Origin of the sequence: Litorivita pollutaquae, from assembly GCF_003205515.1 — a bacterium.
GTDB classification, from domain to species: Bacteria; Pseudomonadota; Alphaproteobacteria; order Rhodobacterales; family Rhodobacteraceae; genus Litorivita; species Litorivita pollutaquae.
Map to the genome: position 1 here is coordinate 175,434 of NZ_KZ826482.1, position 17,669 is coordinate 193,102.

The 17,669-nt window shown below is 58.5% G+C and carries 16 protein-coding genes; 10 read left to right on the forward strand and 6 right to left on the reverse strand.

Annotated features, from left to right (window positions below):
* Nucleotides 1-41: 41 nt before the first annotated feature.
* On the reverse strand, nt 42-752 hold the full coding sequence (locus DI396_RS04765; RefSeq protein WP_235851745.1) for a PAS domain-containing protein: 711 nt from the start codon (nt 750-752) through the stop codon (nt 42-44).
* Nucleotides 753-1,136: 384 nt separating this feature from the next.
* Between DI396_RS04765 and DI396_RS04770 the strand changes: the two genes are divergently transcribed.
* Genes DI396_RS04770 through DI396_RS04785 form a run of 4 tightly spaced genes read left to right on the forward strand, consistent with a single transcriptional unit; the run spans nt 1,137 to nt 4,313 of the window.
* Entirely contained in the window at nt 1,137-2,018 is an 882-nt protein-coding gene (locus DI396_RS04770; protein ID WP_110795046.1) for a YicC/YloC family endoribonuclease, read from the forward strand.
* A gap of 4 nt (nt 2,019-2,022) precedes the next feature.
* On the forward strand, nt 2,023-2,676 hold the full coding sequence (gene gmk / locus DI396_RS04775; protein ID WP_110795047.1) for a guanylate kinase: 654 nt from the start codon (nt 2,023-2,025) through the stop codon (nt 2,674-2,676).
* Nucleotides 2,673-3,200, forward strand: coding sequence for a gamma carbonic anhydrase family protein (locus tag DI396_RS04780; protein ID WP_110795048.1), 528 nt, complete (start codon nt 2,673-2,675; stop codon nt 3,198-3,200). The genes gmk and DI396_RS04780 overlap by 4 nt, the downstream gene beginning before the upstream one ends.
* A 48-nt stretch (nt 3,201-3,248) precedes the next feature.
* A complete protein-coding gene (locus tag DI396_RS04785; RefSeq protein WP_110795049.1) occupies nt 3,249-4,313 on the forward strand; it encodes an ATP-binding protein in 1,065 nt (354 codons plus the stop codon).
* Here DI396_RS04785 and DI396_RS04790 read toward each other — a convergent pair.
* Nucleotides 4,310-5,230, reverse strand: a complete 921-nt coding sequence (locus DI396_RS04790; RefSeq protein WP_110795050.1) for a LysR family transcriptional regulator — start codon at nt 5,228-5,230, stop codon at nt 4,310-4,312. The genes DI396_RS04785 and DI396_RS04790 overlap by 4 nt on opposite strands.
* 135 nt (nt 5,231-5,365) lie before the next feature.
* On the opposite strand from DI396_RS04790, the gene DI396_RS04795 reads away from it, so the two are divergent.
* Both DI396_RS04795 and DI396_RS04800 read left to right on the forward strand, forming a co-directional pair.
* Nucleotides 5,366-6,589: an acyl-CoA dehydrogenase gene (locus DI396_RS04795; protein ID WP_110795051.1), complete on the forward strand. Its 1,224-nt coding sequence runs from the start codon at nt 5,366-5,368 to the stop codon at nt 6,587-6,589.
* An 86-nt stretch (nt 6,590-6,675) separates the two neighbouring features.
* Nucleotides 6,676-8,862 carry a dehydrogenase E1 component subunit alpha/beta gene (locus DI396_RS04800; protein ID WP_110795052.1) on the forward strand — a complete coding sequence of 729 codons (2,187 nt, stop codon included), beginning with the start codon at nt 6,676-6,678 and terminating at the stop codon, nt 8,860-8,862.
* A 173-nt stretch (nt 8,863-9,035) separates the two neighbouring features.
* Here the strand turns inward: DI396_RS04800 and DI396_RS04805 are convergent, their stop codons facing one another.
* Entirely contained in the window at nt 9,036-10,301 is a 1,266-nt protein-coding gene (locus DI396_RS04805) for a glycerate kinase type-2 family protein (RefSeq protein ID WP_110795053.1), read from the reverse strand.
* A gap of 234 nt (nt 10,302-10,535) precedes the next feature.
* On the opposite strand from DI396_RS04805, the gene DI396_RS04810 reads away from it, so the two are divergent.
* Nucleotides 10,536-11,291 (forward strand): helix-turn-helix transcriptional regulator, encoded by a 756-nt coding sequence (locus tag DI396_RS04810; protein ID WP_110795368.1) that lies wholly within the window; start codon nt 10,536-10,538, stop codon nt 11,289-11,291.
* Nucleotides 11,292-11,720: 429 nt separating this feature from the next.
* Here the strand turns inward: DI396_RS04810 and tsf are convergent, their stop codons facing one another.
* The 3 genes from tsf to DI396_RS04825 all read right to left on the reverse strand — a co-directional run bounded on the left by tsf (nt 11,721) and on the right by DI396_RS04825 (nt 14,862).
* Nucleotides 11,721-12,596: a translation elongation factor Ts gene (gene tsf / locus DI396_RS04815; protein ID WP_110795054.1), complete on the reverse strand. Its 876-nt coding sequence runs from the start codon at nt 12,594-12,596 to the stop codon at nt 11,721-11,723.
* Nucleotides 12,597-12,678: 82 nt separating this feature from the next.
* Nucleotides 12,679-13,437 (reverse strand): 30S ribosomal protein S2, encoded by a 759-nt coding sequence (gene rpsB / locus DI396_RS04820; protein WP_110795055.1) that lies wholly within the window; start codon nt 13,435-13,437, stop codon nt 12,679-12,681.
* A 279-nt stretch (nt 13,438-13,716) separates the two neighbouring features.
* A complete protein-coding gene (locus DI396_RS04825; protein ID WP_110795056.1) occupies nt 13,717-14,862 on the reverse strand; it encodes a HupE/UreJ family protein in 1,146 nt (381 codons plus the stop codon).
* Between the two features lie 7 nt (nt 14,863-14,869).
* Here DI396_RS04825 and DI396_RS04830 point away from each other — a divergent pair, with 7 nt between their 5' ends.
* The 3 genes from DI396_RS04830 to DI396_RS04840 all read left to right on the forward strand — a co-directional run bounded on the left by DI396_RS04830 (nt 14,870) and on the right by DI396_RS04840 (nt 17,625).
* Nucleotides 14,870-15,685: a DUF4198 domain-containing protein gene (locus DI396_RS04830; protein ID WP_235851746.1), complete on the forward strand. Its 816-nt coding sequence runs from the start codon at nt 14,870-14,872 to the stop codon at nt 15,683-15,685.
* Between the two features lie 90 nt (nt 15,686-15,775).
* Complete coding sequence (locus tag DI396_RS04835; protein WP_110795370.1) at nt 15,776-16,696, forward strand: carbohydrate kinase family protein; 921 nt, start codon at nt 15,776-15,778, stop codon at nt 16,694-16,696.
* Complete coding sequence (locus DI396_RS04840) at nt 16,693-17,625, forward strand: pseudouridine-5'-phosphate glycosidase (RefSeq protein WP_110795057.1); 933 nt, start codon at nt 16,693-16,695, stop codon at nt 17,623-17,625. Before DI396_RS04835 ends, DI396_RS04840 begins: the two co-directional genes overlap by 4 nt.
* Nucleotides 17,626-17,669 lie beyond the last annotated feature (44 nt).

The following is a 17,669-nucleotide window of genomic DNA, read 5'->3' on the forward strand; positions in this document are numbered from 1 at the left end:
TCAGGTTTTTTCAGCCTGTCCGATCACATCACGACGGGCGCTCAATCGTCGTTTTTCACCAACCGCAGATAGGTCACATTGCTACGGCTGTGTCCGGGGTCTGTTTCGAGCGGCTCGTCCGAGAATACGGTGCTGGGCGCGCTAAAGCCGAGTTGCGGTGCGGCCTCCAATTCGGGCAAGGCTCCTTCATCGGGCGTATGAGTTGCGCCGGTCACACCGATGGCGCGGGACCGGGTGCCGGTGATGTTAAACCGGCGCGGCGTACGGCCCACCGATCCACGCGTGACAAAACATCCCAAAATCCGCGTCACATCGCCCAGATCGCTTTTCAGCGGTAGCAAGAGCAACCGCCCTTCGACTACGGGTTTACCAATGCCGCCCTCGGCCTGGATATCCAATTCAACGATCGACGGGCCATCAAAGACCTCTTCCATCTTCTCGGAAATCGTCTTGCGCGCCGTCGGCGTGAACAGGGCCGAAACCGGCATGCCGCGCACTTCCATGCCCATCAATTCTGTCAAATGCGACCCGGCGATGCGCAGCCGCGCAATGCCGGGCGCGATGCGTTCCAAGATAAATGCATATTCCAAGGCGCGTTCAATTCCGCGCGGATCAATTTCGGAGCGCCGCGGCATGAGGCGCGTTCCGCGCAGGCCGTTCCAATAGGCTTCGACCTCTGCAATCACCGGAAAGCGCAACTCATTTTGGAACCGCGCCATGTTGATGATATTTTTGCTGCTATCCTGTTGCACTCTGTCCATCCTTCGTTTCTCACACTGTATATCAGGTTCGCCGCCCGCGAGGGTTAATACGTTCCTAACATTCCCTACCCAAATATGAATATGCCACAGCTTAACGAAAATTGGCGTTAAATTTTGACCATTGGTTAATATTGCTCTGCGTCGCGCGGCCTGTGGGGCGCGCCATTCCGGGCGCAAGGCGCACCGGCCAAACAGGGTATTGGACACCCGGCACGTATTATCATAGGCATAGGCCAATTGGTGATTGTGCCGGTGATATGCCGCACGCCGCCGTAATATGACGAACCTCGCGCCGCCGCCCATGGGCAAAAATCCGCCCATATTTGCCGCACCACTGCGCGACGCCAAGGGAGTGATCCGCGCGTGAGACAATCAATGACCGGATTTGCAGCCGCCAAAGGCACCGATGGAGGCGCATATAGTTGGGCATGGGAAATCCGTTCGGTCAATGCCAAGGGCTTGGATCTACGGCTGCGCGTGCCCGATTGGATCGAGGGGCTGGAAGCCGGCCTACGCAAACGCATCAGCGCCGCCGTCCAGCGCGGCAATGTCACGCTCTCATTGCGGATCAGCCGCAGCGAAGAGGCCGGCACATTGGCCATCAATGCCGCGCAGCTGTCTTCGGTTCTGGAGGCGATGGCTGAAATCGAACATGAAGCAATGGAGCGCGGATTGTCGTTGGCCCCCGCCAATGCCGCCGATATCGTTGGTCTGCGCGGGGTTTTGGAACCCGCAAAATCCGATGACGACAGCGCCGCGCTGTTAAAGATCCTCGCCAAGGATTTCGACGCCGTTCTCAACAGCTTTATCGACATGCGCGCCTATGAGGGCAGGGCGCTACATAGGGTTCTGCTGGATCAACTTACCGAGATCGAAACCCTCACGGCCGCCGCTGCATCCGCCGCAAAAGCCCGCGCGCCCGAGGCCGCCAAAGCGCTCAAGGTCAACCTTGCCGCCGTGATGGATAACACCGAAGGCGCGGACCCCGCCCGCGTCGCGCAAGAATTGGCGCTTTTGGCGGTGAAATCCGATGTCACCGAGGAAATCGACCGTCTCACCGCCCATGTTGACGCCGCGCGCGCGCTATTGGCGCAATCGGGGCCGGTGGGGCGCAAGCTGGATTTCCTCACTCAGGAATTCAACCGCGAGGCCAATACGCTGTGTTCCAAAGCCGGTGCCGTGGAATTGACCCGCATCGGTCTTGATCTCAAAGCAGTGATCGACCGGTTGCGTGAACAAGTACAGAATATGGAGTAACCCGATGTCTTCGGTGAACGCCGCCCGTCGCGGGCTTTTGATCATCCTGTCCTCGCCCTCGGGCGCTGGCAAATCCACTCTCGCCAAACGGCTGCGCATTTGGGATGAGCAGATCCGGTTTTCGGTCTCGGCCACCACGCGCAAACCGCGTGCCGGTGAAATTGACGGCGTCGATTACTATTTCCACGACCGCACAGAATTTGAAGCCATGATCGCCGAGGATCAAATGTTGGAACACGCCGAGGTGTTCGGAAATCTCTATGGTAGCCCGCGCGGCCCGGTCGAAGCCGCCATCACCGCCGGACAGGACCTGCTTTTTGATATTGACTGGCAAGGCGGGCAACAGGTGCGTAATTCGGCGCTTGGCAAACATGTGTTGTCGATCTTTATTCTGCCGCCCTCGATCCCCGAGTTGGAACGCCGCCTGCACACCCGTGGTCAAGACAGCGACGAGGTGATCGAAAGCCGTATGCGCAAAAGCCGCGACGAGATAAGCCATTGGCCGGAATATGATTATGTTTTGGTCAACGACGATCTGGACGCGACAGAATCCAAACTTCAAACCATCATCACCGCAGAGCGCCTGCGCCTGTCTCAACAACCCGATGTGGTCGAGACCGTGCGGCGGCTCAACAAAGAATTCGAGGATATGCAATGACACTCTACACCCTTGACGGAAAAGCCCCCCAAACCCCCGAAGACGGCGATTTTTGGGTCGCGCCCGATGCCAATGTCATCGGCAGCATCGTGATAGAAAGCGGCGTCGGCATCTGGTTCGGCAGCACACTGCGCGGCGACAACGAAGTGATCCATATTGGCAAAGGCAGCAATGTGCAGGAAAACACCGTCATGCATACAGACATGGGATTTCCGCTGACCGTTGGCGAAAACTGCACCATCGGACATAAGGCCATGCTGCACGGCTGCACCATCGGTGACAATTCTTTGATCGGTATGGGCGCGACGATTTTGAATGGCGCCAAGATCGGCAAAAATTGCCTGATCGGGGCGGGGGCATTAATCACCGAAGGCAAAGAGATCCCCGACGGCAGTCTGGTGATGGGCGCACCGGGCAAGGTCGTGCGCACATTGGACAAGGCGGCGATCGAGCGGCTGACCGCTTCTGCGCGGGGCTATCAAAACAACATGCGCCGGTTTAAAAACGGCCTAAAACCACTCTAAGGTCGCACGCTAAATTACTGTATTTAATTTTTTATCTAGGGATCATGGATGAGCGACAAGGACATTGACGGCCTTTTGACCGCGATCCCGCTGGCGGCGCTTTTGGTGGCCCCGAACGAACGCATTCTGGGCGCCAATGCGCGTGCCTTGGCGCTTTTGGGGATTAACCTGCGCGGGCGACATTTCATCACCGCGATCCGGCAACCCGGAGTTCTGGATGCGGTCGAAGGCGTCATGAGGGACGGCCAGCTGCGTGAAACCCGCTATCTGACCAATGATGGGGCACGCGATATGACCTATAAGGTCACGGTCAGCCATATCAAAACCAGCCTCGCCGAGGGTGTCCTGCTGTGCTTTGAAGACATCACACATGTCGAGCAAGCCGGCCAAATCCGCCGCGATTTTGTCGCCAATGTCAGCCATGAATTGCGCACGCCTTTGACCGCGATGATGGGATTTATCGAAACCCTGCGCGGTCCGGCCCGCGACGATGCGGCCGCCCGCGACCGGTTTTTGGGAATCATGGCCGGCGAAGCCGCGCGAATGGAACGGTTGGTCAAGGATTTGCTATCGCTAAGCCGTGTCGAGTCCGACGAACGCCTGCGCCCGAACGAACATGTGGACATCGCCGCGCTCACCGATTCGGTCTTTCACACGCTTGCGCCCTTGGCGCAGGATGCCGGTGTCACGCTGGTGCGCGGTGGCGACACCGCCGCAACTGAGGTCATTGGCGATCCCGATCAATTGCGGCAGGTCCTCTCGAACCTGATCGAAAATGCGATCAAATATGGCGGCGCAGAGGGAACCGTCACGGTACAGATTGCCCATAATGACAGCGAATCCGCCCTGCGCGGCCCGGGCGTCAGCTTTGCGATTTCCGACAGGGGGCCGGGCATCGACCCGCTGCATCTTCCGCGACTGACCGAACGATTTTATCGCGTCGACAGCCATCGCAGCCGCGAAATGGGAGGCACGGGGCTTGGCCTTGCCATCGTCAAACACATCATCAACCGGCACCGCGGGCGGTTGCGCATCGAAAGCGCGCTTGGCGAGGGCAGCACCTTTACCGTGATCCTGCCTGCCGCGCCGCGTTCGGATCCCTCCGCGCCCTAGCGCGGCAAAAGGTCTTCGTCTTCGGCCTGTGTCGCAAGCCAATCGCGGAACACTTCCAATGCGTTCTGCCGCGCCGTCTCGCGCGGCCAGACAAGATAATAGGCCCCAAGACTTTGCGTCGGACCGCCAAAGGCCACCTGCAACCGCCCCGCCGCCAAATCTTGTTCCACCAGATAATCGGGCAAAAGCGCCACGCCAAGCCCGTGAATGGCCGCCTGTGTGATGGTCGAAAACTGGTCATAAAGCGTGCCGGCGGGCAGGGCGGGCGCGGCCGCCGTGCCATCGCCTTGCCGCGCCAACCATTGCCGCCATGCATCGGGACGTGTTTCAATATGCAACAGCGGCAATTGCAACAGGTCCGAAGGCTTGGTTATATCCACGGATTGCAAAACCTGCGGCGCACAAACCGGCACGACATATTCTTCCTTAAGCAATAAGGATTCTGTGCCCTGCCAATCCCCGCGTCCAAAATGAATAGCCGCATCAAAGGGCTCTGCGCCAAAGTTAAACGGTTTCAACCGCGTCGACATGTTGATCGTAACTTCGGGATAGAGCTTTGCAAATTCTGCCAAACGCGGCACCAACCAGCGCATGCCAAAGGTCGGCAAGATCGCCAAATTGAGCGTCCCGCCTTTGGGGTTCAGGGTCAATTTTATCGAGGCGCGCGTGATTTTCTGCAAGGCCTCGCGCACGTCCGCCGCATATCCCGTGGCGGCGGGGGTCAACCGCATCCGCTTGCGTTCGCGCACAATCAACGGCAAGCCAATCTGCGCCTCAAGCGCCTGTAATTGTCGGCTCACCGCACTTTGGGTCAGGTCCAATTCCTCTGCCACCGCCGTGGCGCTGCCCAGCCGGTCCAACGCTTCGAGCGCCCGCAACGACGCAATAGAGGGTAAAAACCGGCGCGGGGCGATCATCTATGCGAAAACCTCATGAAGTGATGCGACAAATGCAATGTTCATGGCGGTATAGCTCCTATAGAACCTCGATCAAGAGAAAATCTTGACGCAAAACTCATGACTGGCCCGTCGGCCAGCCCAAGGGAGAGAAACATGACACAAGAAACACCGCACCTGCGCGCCAAAGACGCCCCCGATTTGAGCAGCTTTGACTGGCAAGACCCGTTCCGGCTCGATGAGCAATTGCGCGAAGACGAACGTATGATCATGCAAAGCGCCCGCTCTTACGCCCAAGAAAAGTTGCAACCGCGCGTCACCGAAGCCTTTGCCAATGAATCCACCGATCCGGAGATTTTCCGCGAAATGGGCGCTATGGGTCTCTTGGGTGTCACCACGCCCGAACAATATGGCGGGCTCGGGGCGGGTTATGTGTCCTACGGCCTCGTTGCACGTGAAGTTGAGCGCGTAGATAGCGGATATCGTTCAATGATGTCGGTTCAATCCAGCCTCGTCATGTATCCGATTTACGCCTATGGCAGCGAAGAACAGCGGATGAAATATCTGCCGAAACTGTCGTCCGGCGAATACATCGGCTGCTTTGGCCTGACCGAGCCCGACGCCGGATCGGACCCGGCTGGCATGAAAACCCGCGCGATCAAGACCGAGGGCGGCTATCGCCTCAAGGGGGCGAAAATGTGGATTTCCAATAGCCCCATTTCCGATGTCTTCGTGGTCTGGGCCAAATCCGAAGCCCATGGCGGAAAAATTCGTGGCTTCATCCTTGAAAAAGGGATGAAAGGCCTGTCCGCGCCAAAAATCGAAGGCAAAATGAGCCTGCGCGCCTCGATCACCGGCGAAATCGTCATGGACGATGTGGAAGTCGGCGAAGATGCGTTGCTGCCGCATGTCGAAGGCCTCAAAGGACCGTTCGGTTGCCTCAACCGCGCCCGTTACGGCATCAGCTGGGGTGTGCTTGGCTCTGCCGAATTCTGCTGGCATGCTTCGCGCCAATACGGGCTTGACCGGCACCAATTCAACCGGCCTCTGGCGCAAACCCAATTGTTCCAGAAAAAGTTGGCGGATATGCAAACCGAGATCAGCCTCGCACAGCAAGCCAGCCTGCGCGTCGGTCGGCTTATGGATGAGGCCAAGGCCGCGCCCGAGATGATTTCAATCGTCAAGCGCAACAACTGCGGCAAGGCGTTGGACATTGCACGCATGTCGCGCGACATGCATGGCGGCAACGGGATTTCGTTGGAATATCAAGTCATTCGCCATATGGTGAACCTTGAAACCGTCAATACCTATGAGGGTGCCCATGACGTGCACGCCCTCATCTTGGGCCGGGCGCAAACCGGTTTGCAGGCGTTCTTCTAAGGCTTTGAAAATCGCCCCCGAGCGGACTTCGCAAGATCGCGGCGCGAGAAATTCGCGCCGCGCATTGGATCAGAAAGGGGCCGGCAATGGACCGCGCAGACATCGTGCATCACAATTTTCTTCGCCGCGTCCGTGACGGAGATCTGCCTCCAGTCGGACCACTACCCGCCAAGGAGGCACGATTGGACGGCGCCGCGCTGCTGTCGATCTTCCGTGCGCAAGTGCTCAGCCGTCAACTCGACCGGATCTCACGAAAAATGCAAGCGGCGGGGCAGGGGTTTTACACCATCGGATCTTCCGGCCATGAGGGCAACGCCGCGATTGCTGCGGCGTTGCGCCCCACAGATCCGGCCTTTTTGCATTACCGTGACGCCGCTTTTCAAATCGCACGTGCAGCGCAGGTCGAGGGACAAGATCCCCTCACAGATATGCTGCTCAGCTTTGCCTGCGCCGCCGATGATCCAATCAGCGGCGGGCGACATAAGGTGCTTGGCTCCAAAGCGTTAAACATCCCGCCGCAAACGTCGACCATCGCCAGCCATTTGCCCAAAGCCGTCGGCGCGGCTTATTCGATTGGTCTCGCGCGCCGCGTGCCACCGATCGCGGCTCAATATCCCGCCGATGCGGTGGTCGCATGCAGTTTTGGCGATGCCTCCCTCAATCATTCCACGGCGCAAGGGGCGCTGAATACTGCCGGTTGGACCTCCTATCAAAATGTGCCTTTACCGTTGATTTTCATTTGTGAAGACAACGGCATAGGGATTTCCACCAAATCGCCCGCCGGGTGGGTGGCGGCCAATTTGCAGGCGCGGCCAGGGCTTGAATATATCTCTTGCAACGGTTTGGATATTGTCGAGACCTACGCCGCCGCGACCCGCGCTGCACAGATCGCGCGGGCGCGTAAGAAACCGGCTATCCTCCATACGCGTTGCATCCGTCTCTATGGTCATGCCGGGGCGGATGTCGAAGCGGCCTACCGGCCCAAATCCGAGATTGAAGCCATCGAAGCGCAAGATCCCTTAATCCATACGGCCGCACGGCTCATCGCAGAAGGTGCCGCATCTCAAGATGACATTCTGAAATTATATCAAGATATTGAAGCGCAAACCTCACGCACCTCTGAAGAGATCGTAACCCGCCCACACCTCAAAACCGCCGCGCAGGTGATGCGGTCAATTTTGCCTCCAGAACGTACCGTGCCACGGATCAATGCGCCCTCGGATGCAGAGCGCGCAGAGCGTTTCGGGGTAGCGGACATGCGCGCCATGGATGCGCCACAACCGATGAACAAGCTGATCAATCTCGGCCTTTGTGACCTTATGCTCAGCTATCCCGAAATCGTCATGATGGGCGAGGATATTGGCCGAAAAGGCGGGGTTTACGGGATTACCAAAGGGTTGCAAACACGGTTCGGCGAAGCGCGAATGATTGATACGCTGCTCGATGAACAAAGCATTCTAGGTCTCGCCATTGGCACGGCGCACAACGGATTTGTCCCAATGCCGGAAATCCAGTTCCTCGCCTATCTACACAATGCCGAGGATCAAATCCGAGGCGAAGCTGCGACCCTGCCGTTTTTCTCGAACGGGCAATTCAGCAACCCGATGGTGTTGCGCATTGCCGGGCTGGGCTATCAACGCGGCTTTGGCGGTCATTTTCACAATGACAATTCTCTGGCGGTTCTGCGCGACATTCCGGGCATCGTGATCGGCGTGCCAAGCGATGGCGCCGAAGCCGTGCGGATGTATCGCGAAGCGGTGCGTTTGGCGCGCGAAGAGCAACGTGTCGTTGTGATGATCGAGCCCATTGCGCTTTATCCGATGCGCGATCTGCATGAGGATGGCGACGGCGGTTGGATGCGGACCTATCCGGATCGCGCTGAAACCGCGCCATTGGGCAAGGTGACGGTGAACGGGCAGGGTGACGATCTGGCGATTGTGACATTTGGCAACGGGGTTTACCTTTGCGAACAAGCGCGCCCCGACATCAAGGCTGATCTGCGCGTCGTCGATTTACGCTGGCTTGCGCCCTTGGCCACCGAAGCCGTACTTGATGCGGTCAAAGGATGCAAACGCGTGTTGATCGTCGATGAATGTCGCCGCACAGGCGGCCAAAACGAGGCGCTGATGGCGCTGTTTTCCGAACATCTGGACGTGCCGATCGCGCGCTATACAGCAGAAGACAGCTTCATCGCCACGGGTCCCGCATATGGTGCGACCTTGCCAAATCGCGACGGCATCATCCGCGCTGCCAATGCCTTGCTCAATCCCTAGACACTAGAACAGCCCGCGGGGCCGGCGCGGCAAACAACACATCAAGAATGCCACCTAAGGTCCAGTAGAATATAAATAGATATCACATATCACTGCGTACAGTCTGATCCACCATTGTTACGCATAATCAGTATTATGTAATATAATTACCGATGCCGCGTGACCTAAGCCCCTTAAGCCTCAATCAAAATCGCCCTGAAATCATTCACATTGGTCAATGTTGGCCCTGTCACCACCTGATCTCCAATCTGTTCGAAAAACCGGTGTGCATCGTTCTCCGCCAAAGCCGCCCGCGCATCAACATCTGCCGCACGGGCTTTGTCCAAGGTCTGCGGACCGATCACTGCACCGGCGACTTCGGCCGCACCGTCGACACCGTCGGTGTCGCATGCGATCGCCGTGATCCCATCCGCGCCGCGCAACGCCAGAGCCAAGGCCAGACAGAATTCTGCATTTGGACCACCGATACCATCGCCACGCCGCGTCACGGTCAATTCGCCGCCCGACAACAATAGGACCGGCGCTGCGCCATCGGTCATGCCGCGCTGGATCTCGCAGGCCATTGCGGCCTGTGCCTGTGCCACTTCACAAGCTTCGCCTTGCAGCGCATCCCCTAGAAGACGCACATCGATCCCCGGTCGCATCTTGCGCGCCCACGCCTCGGCAGCGCGCAGCGATTGCACCGGCGCCGCGTAAATCCGGTTTTCGACATGCGCCAACCTTGGGTCATCCCGCCGCACGACGGTGCTGCCCTTGGTCAAAGCCTCGCGAACCGATACCGGTGCATCGATATGCCACTTTTCCAACACTGCCAAAGCCTCGGCGGCAGCGCTATCATCGCCGACGGTCGGCCCCGAACCAATAAAGGCCGGATCATCCCCCGGCACGTCGGAGATCATCAAACACAGCATCCGAGCCGGAAACGCCCGCGCCGCCAATTGCCCGCCCTTGACGCGGCTCAGATGCTTGCGCAGCGTATTCATCCGCTTGATGGGCGCACCGGATGCCAATAAAGCGTTGTTAATCAACTGCTTTTCTTCCAAAGAGACGCCCTCGACCGGCGCCACCAGCAAGGCCGAAGCCCCACCAGATATCAGTGCCAAAACATGATCTTGCGGACCTAACCCGTCAAGCATATCGAGCATCCGCACCGTTGCCGCCTGCCCTACCGCGTCCGGGACCGGATGCGCCGCTTCGACAATTTCGATCCCCTGACACGGACGCGCGTAGCCATACCGGGTGATCACCAATCCCTGACAGGGGCCCCATGCGGCCTCGACTGCTTCGGCCATCCGGGCGCTGGCCTTGCCGGCACCAATCACCACCAGCCGCCCGCCACCCTTCGGCTTGGGCGGTAGATGCGCCGCAAGAGACCGCATCGGATCGGCCACTTCGACCGCATGGTCAAACATCGCGCGAAGAAATTTATCGTTCTGCATCAGTCTACTACCCGTTAAAGCGCATCTTATCTGCCCCTGATCCGCAAGAGCCACGCTCTTTAACCTACCCTGCACCAAATCCCACCATAATGAAACGGCCCATCCATTGCCCCGTGCCGCACATCGCAAGACTTGCAGCACTGCTATAATAATGGTCAAATAGTTCTTCTCATGGTATTGCAAACGCGAGTCATGATCCGCGTCAGCGTGTGCGATCAATTTCAGGAGCCGAATATGCACCGCATCACCCATCTCGAAGATTTGACCAATGCGCAAAGCATTGAATCGCTATGGGACATGCATTGCCGTCGAATGGACGACTATGGCTTTGATCGCCTGCTCTATGGCTTCACCCATTACCGCACCAACACCAGCCTCGGCGATCCCGACGATTACGTCATTCTCACCAATCATAGCGCCGCCTACACTGATGTTTTCATGGGGCAAGGGTTATATTTCCACGCGCCAATGGTGAATTGGGCCTTGGAGCATGAAGGTGCGGCCAGCTGGAACATGGTCCGCGACATGCAGGCCACGGGCACCATGACCGCCAGCGAACGCAAAGTAATGGAATTCAATCATTCCATGGACGTGACTGCGGGCTATTCGATAAGCTTTAAGTCAATCTCGCCGCGCAGCAAAGGCGCCATTGCCCTCACCGCGCGCAAAGGCATCAGCCAAGAGGAAGTTGACGCCACTTGGAAGCGTTTCGGCCATGAAATCCTGGTGATGAACAACATTGTTCACCTCAAGATTATGACCCTGCCCTATGCCGGTCCCGGACGCGGTTTGACCAAACGCCAACGCGAAGCCTTGCAATGGGTTGGTGACGGGAAAACCACGCAGGACATTGCGATCATCATGGGATTAACGGCGGGAACCGTGGAAAAACACCTGCGCCTCGCGCGTGAGGCATTGAATGTCGACACCACGGCGCAGGCTGTGCTCAAAGCGGCCTTTCAAAATCAAATGTTTGTGGTCGAAGCCTGAATTAGGCACGCCCGCTGAAATGCCCCTCCGCTCTGCACGGAAAACAATGCTGCGTGGGCGCGGTTAGAATCGGCATATTTCGAATGAATTCGAGCCGCATCCGAGCCTTTTGACCACAAGGTAAGGTTTACCTGACTATCTTAACCTAACGTAAATAATGCATTCTAAACGAGTTCCGTGAGTGGTGGCCTAAGGCCTGGGAACATGGATGCAAACCCTTGTGATTTCAGGGCTCTTTGTGTTCTCCGGTGCAATCCGGAATTGTCGACTCGGGGGCGTATGTTCCGCTTTCGGGTCGACGCCCATCCTTTTCCGGCCGACCTCATCCCCAATGCGCCGGCGAGAAGGAAAAACGGCGCCGTGGATCTTCTCCACGGCGCCGTTTATACGTTTTGTCAATCGCTTACAAAGCGACGTCAATCCAAAACATTAGCCTTTGGCGGCTTTTGCGACCTCGGCGGCGAAGTCTTCTTTTTCAACTTCAATGCCTTCGCCCACTTCCAGACGCACAAAACCGGTGATCTCGACGCCTGCTTCTTTGGCAGCCGCTTCAACCGTCAGGTCAGGGTTCACCACAAAAGCTTGACCGAACAAGGTGATTTCGCCGAGGAATTTCTTCATCCGGCCCACAATCATTTTCTCGATCACGGCTTCGGGCTTGCCGCTTTCGCGTGCAATGTCCATTTGCACGGACTTCTCTTTTTCGACAACCGCCGGATCCAAATCCGCTTCGCTGAGCGAGGCAGGGTTCGCTGCCGCGATGTGCATGGCAACCTGACGCCCGAAGGCTTCGTTGTCGCCTTTAAGCGCGACCAAAACGCCGATTTTGCCCATGCCGTCGGCAACCGCGTTATGCACATAGGACACAACCTGTTCGCCTTCGATCGCCGCCATACGGCGCACCGACATGTTTTCGCCAATGGTGGCGATTTTGTCTGTGATGATGGTTTCAACGGTCTTGCCGTCGATTTCGGCGGCTTTGAGCGCCTCAACATCGGACACATTTTGCGCCGCGGCAGCGATGGATGCGACCATGGCCTGGAATTCGGCGTTCTTGCCGACAAAATCGGTTTCCGAGTTCACTTCAACAGCAACGCCTTTGTTGCCGTTGACCGACACGGCAACGAGACCTTCGGCAGCCGTGCGGCCGGATTTTTTCGCCGCTTTCGCCAGACCCTTGGTACGCAGCCAATCGATTGCGGCTTCCATGTCGCCATCGGTTTCGGTCAGCGCTTTTTTCGCGTCCATCATGCCCGCGCCGGATGTGTCGCGCAGTTCTTTAACCATTGCAGCTGTAATCGCCATCTTGGTTCTCCTAAATTTCGGTTGGGTTCAAACAGATGTAGGGGCGCTGATACGCGCCACTCATGTCAGTTTCGTAACCTTATTACGCCTCGGCGACGACGTCTTCGGCAGGCGCTTCTTCAAGCGCGCCAAGATCAACACCGGCTGCGCCCATCTGTGCGGTCATCCCGTCCAGAGCCGCGCGGCTGATCAGGTCGCAGTAAAGGGCGATTGCGCGGGCCGCGTCATCGTTGCCCGGAATGATGTAATCGATGCCATCAGGCGAGCAGTTGGTGTCGACGACGGCAACAACGGGAATCCCCAATTTGTTGGCTTCGGCGATGGCCAAGGCTTCTTTGCGCACGTCGATGACGAAGAGCAAATCAGGCACGCCGCCCATTTCGCGGATACCGCCGAGCGAGGCTTGCAATTTGCCTTGATCGCGCTCCATGCCCAAACGCTCTTTCTTGGTCAGGCCTTCGGCACCTTCCGCGAGCTTCTCGTCGATCTCTTTGAGACGATTGATCGACTGGGACACAGTTTTCCAGTTGGTCAATGTGCCGCCGAGCCAACGGTGGTTCATGTAGTATTGCGCGGATTTCTCTGCGGCTTCGGCGATGGGGCCTGCGGCCTGACGCTTGGTGCCGACGAACAAAACGCGGCCGCCTTTGGCGACGGTTTCGCGCACAACGTTCAATGCTGCGTCGAGCATCGGAACCGTTTGCGTCAGATCCATGATGTGAATGCCATTACGCGATCCGTAGATGAACTCGCCCATACGGGGGTTCCAACGCTGCGTTTGGTGGCCAAAGTGAACGCCTGCTTCGAGAAGCTGGCGCATGGAGAACTCAGGAAGAGCCATGTCCGTTTCCTTTCCGGTTTTGCCTCAGCGGGGATCAGAGCATGTGCTCAACCGGCGGACCTTTGAGGATGTCTCCCTCATCAGCCCAGCCCCGCCTGCGGGATTGAATGGCGCGCGTATAGAGCGATTGCGCGAAGCGCGCAAGAGGTAAAGTGTAAGGCCCCAACGGCCAGAGGCTGCACCCGATCATGATGATGGCACGGGCGCAGGTTTTCCTGTGCAATGTGATTTCAGCCTATCCGCCGCGCGATTTTACCGGCGGCCCGCTCATGCGCCGCCTTAAACGAACACACGCTCCACAAACCAATAGGCCCCGACCGCCGCGATCACCAAGGACGCCGGCGTGGCAATCCGCGCCTGATACCATGGTTTATCGCGGAACCACGCGCCGACCACCAAGAACGCCAGCGCAATCACCGTCAATTGTCCCAATTCCACCCCGACATTGAACCCGATCAACGCCGGAACAAACTGCCCGTCCGGCAACCCGAATTCGCCCAGAACCGAGGCGAACCCCAATCCATGCAGCAATCCGAACCCGAAAATCACCACCGGCCGGAACCGGGTGAGATGCCCTAAAAATACGTTCTCCAAGGCCACATAGACAATAGAGGCCGCAATCAACGGCTCGACAATCGTGCCGGGCACGTTGACCCATCCCATCGCCCCCAAAGCCAACGTCACCGTATGCGCCAAGGTAAAGGCGCTGACTTGCCACAGCAGCGGGCGCAACCGCACGCTGAGAAAAAACAGGCCGAGAACAAACAATATATGATCGAGCCCCAAGGGCAGAATATGTTCGAATCCGACCGGGATATACTGCCCAAAGGCCGACCAGCCCCCGATGGCAGAGCCGCCGGAAAGCGCGATCTCGGGGCTGATTTGGCCACCGCTGAGCGTGCCGGTATAGGGCGCGTCCACCCCAGCCTGCCGCAAGATCAACGTCCCATATCCCGCCCCCCACGACAGCTGCATCGCCTTGGCACGCGGCGGCACATCACCGGTCAACCGCAGGGTTGCAGCCCGCGCCACCTCCTCCGATCCGGGGTCCTCGATGACGATCTCATCCAAGGTCAATGGCGCGTCGGCCCCGTCAATCAACACCGCCACCCCATGCGCCAATTGCGGCCAATGGGCTTTGATCCGCGCGTTCAACGCCTCGGGGGGCAAGGCACGCAAAACATCATAATCATTGGCCTGCACGGCCTCATTGGTGTCGCTGACCACATCCAGATTGATCCCCGCGATCAAAGCCTCGGGGTTGATCCGCAGGCGCATTTGCAACACGCCGGCCTGTATCTCGATATCGGCAACCGAAGGGCTGACTTCATGGGCGAGAGCCGCGCCACCGCCCGTCAACACCCCCATCACAAACCCGGCAACCGCAAGCGCGCCCCTTGACTTGGCCGGTATTCCGGTCAGCATTCTCAATATGTTCAAAACAATCACGCCCCTTGTATGCGCCGCTCTCGTCGGCATGTTCACCGCCACGGCGCCCCTATCGCACGAATTCTGGCTAGAACCCACAGAGTTTCAAGTCGAAAGCGGCGCGGCCCTTTATGCGGATCTGCGCAATGGAGAAGATTTCAAGGGCATCACCCTGCCCTATTTCGACAGCCGCAGCGACAGATTGGAAATCTGGCATCGCGGCAAAGACGAGGCGATCACCGCCCGCAATGGCGACCTGCCCGCCGTCGCCCTCGCACAGCCGAAAGACGGGCTTGCCGCGCTCGTGTATCAGAGCGGGTTCAGTACGGTAACCTACAATGATATTGATAAATTTTACCGATTTATCAAACATAAAGACCTTAAAGCTCAGGTGGATTTCGACGCGATTGACGCGGTTACCGACAGCGAACGGACAGAGGTGTATAAACGGTTTTGCAAATCTCTTGTCGCCATCGGTTCCGGCACCGGCACCGATGTTCCGGTCGGTATGGAAACCGAATTTGTCGCCCTGAAAAACCCATATGTTGACACCGGCCCCCTGCCGGTGCGCTTGCTCTATCGCGGCACCCCCCGCCGCGAATCCCAGATCGAAGTGTTTGAACGCGCGCCGGATGGCCAAGTGAGGGTTTTCCTGCTGCGCACGGATCACGCGGGAGAAGCGCATGTGCCGGTCAAAGCCGGATATGATTACCTGCTTGATGCCGTGGTCTTGCGCACGCCCGCGCCTGCCCTCGCCGCCGAATATGACGCGATTTGGGAAACCCTTTGGGCATCGTTGAGCTTCTCCGTGCCCGAATAAGCCGCTAGACCAATCGGTCCAATGCCCGAAATCCGCCGCCGCCGCCGCAATCCCATTGCGCCCCGCCGCATGGCGCGGCATGACGTTGCCATGACCCATGATCCGAATTCAACAACCGCTCCCGCAGCCTATGATATCCTTTGTATTGGAAGCGTCCTATGGGATGTGATCGGCCGCACCGATAGCACCATGAACATCGGACGCGACGTCGCCGGCCGGATTTGCCAGATCCCCGGCGGCGTGGCGCTCAACATCGCAATGACCTTAACGCGGTTTGGCCTGCGCCCTGCCTTGCTCAGCGCCTTGGGCCGCGATGCGCTCGGCGATGCATTGATTGCCGACTGTAATGCTATGGGTCTGGGCACCGATTACATCTATCGCTCCGACGATTACCCGACCGACAGATACATGGCGATCGAAGGGCCGGAGGGCCTCGTCGCTGCAATCGCCGATGCACATTCTCTGGAAGCCGCCGGCGCCCTGATCCTGGAGCCGCTGCGCGACGGGCGTTTGGGCCGCGCCAGCGCCCCCTATACCGGACCCGTGGCTTTGGATGGAAACCTGACGCACGCCCTGCTGACCGAGATCGTCGCCATGCCCGAATTTGCAGAATGCGATTTGCGAGTCGCCCCCGCATCACCCGGAAAAGCCGAGAGATTGAAACCGTTTTTCAATCACTTGAACACCACTCTTTATGTGAACCTCGAAGAGGCTGGTTTGCTCTGCGACACAGAGTTTGCACATGCGGAGACCGCCGCCTGCGCGCTTTTAGAACGGGGCGCAGCCCGTGCCCTGGTCACAGATGGCGCCAAAGCCGCCGCGCTTGCGAGCGCCGGAACCACGCTCTGCCTGACGCCGCCACCGGTCACGCCCCGCCGCATCACCGGCGCTGGGGATACTTTCATGGCGGCGCATATTGCGGCAGAAATTGACGGGGCGACGCCCCACGACGCGCTGCACCGCGCCCTTGAAACCGCTGCTGCCTTTGTTGCCGGAGAGACATCCACATGAGCAAAACCGCCCTGCCCGAATTCATTACATTTTCCCCCGAGGTCGCCGCAGCCCGCGCCGCCGGAGAGGCGATTGTCGCGCTGGAAAGCACGATCATCACCCATGGCATGCCTTATCCGCAAAACCTCGAAATGGCCCGCAAGGTCGAATCCGAAGTGCGCGCCCACGGTGCAGTTCCGGCAACCATCGCAGTGATCGACGGGGCGCTGAAAATCGGCCTTACGGATCACGAATTACAAAGCTTGGCGCAGACACCCGACGCGCTGAAGCTCAGCCGCGCCGATCTTGCCGCCTGTATCGCGGGCGGCGGCACCGGCGCCACCACCGTCGCCGCAACGATGATCGCTGCCGCGCGCGGCGGCATTTCAACATTCGCCACCGGCGGCATCGGCGGCGTTCACAAAGGCGCCTCGGAAAGCTTTGATATTTCTGCGGATTTGCAAGAACTGGCGCAAACCCCCATCACGGTTGTCTGCGCCGGAGCCAAGGCGATTTTGGACATGCCCAAGACCCTCGAAGTGCTCGAAACGCTCGGCGTGCCGGTGATCACCTATGGGCAGGATGCCTTTCCCGCTTTTTGGTCGCGCGACTCCGGCCTGCCCTCGCCCTTGCGCATCGATACGGCCGCTGGGATCGCCGCAGCCCACCGCACCCGTGCGGCACTGGGTTTGCCGGGGGGACAATTGGTCGCCAATCCGATCCCCGCCGCCGATGAGATCCCCGCACAGACGATGATCCCGATGATCAACGCCGCGCAGGCCGAAGCCGACGCGCAAGGGATCCAGGCAAAATCGGTCACCCCCTTTCTACTCAACCGGATTTTCGAGCTCAGCCAAGGCCGCTCTCTCGCCGCGAATATCCAATTGGTGTTGAACAATGCCCGACTCGCCGCCGCAATTGCCTGCGAAATGAGCACCGCGAAGCAATAATAAGCACTGATCGCGTCATTAACCGCGTTCCGCCCATTGCCGCC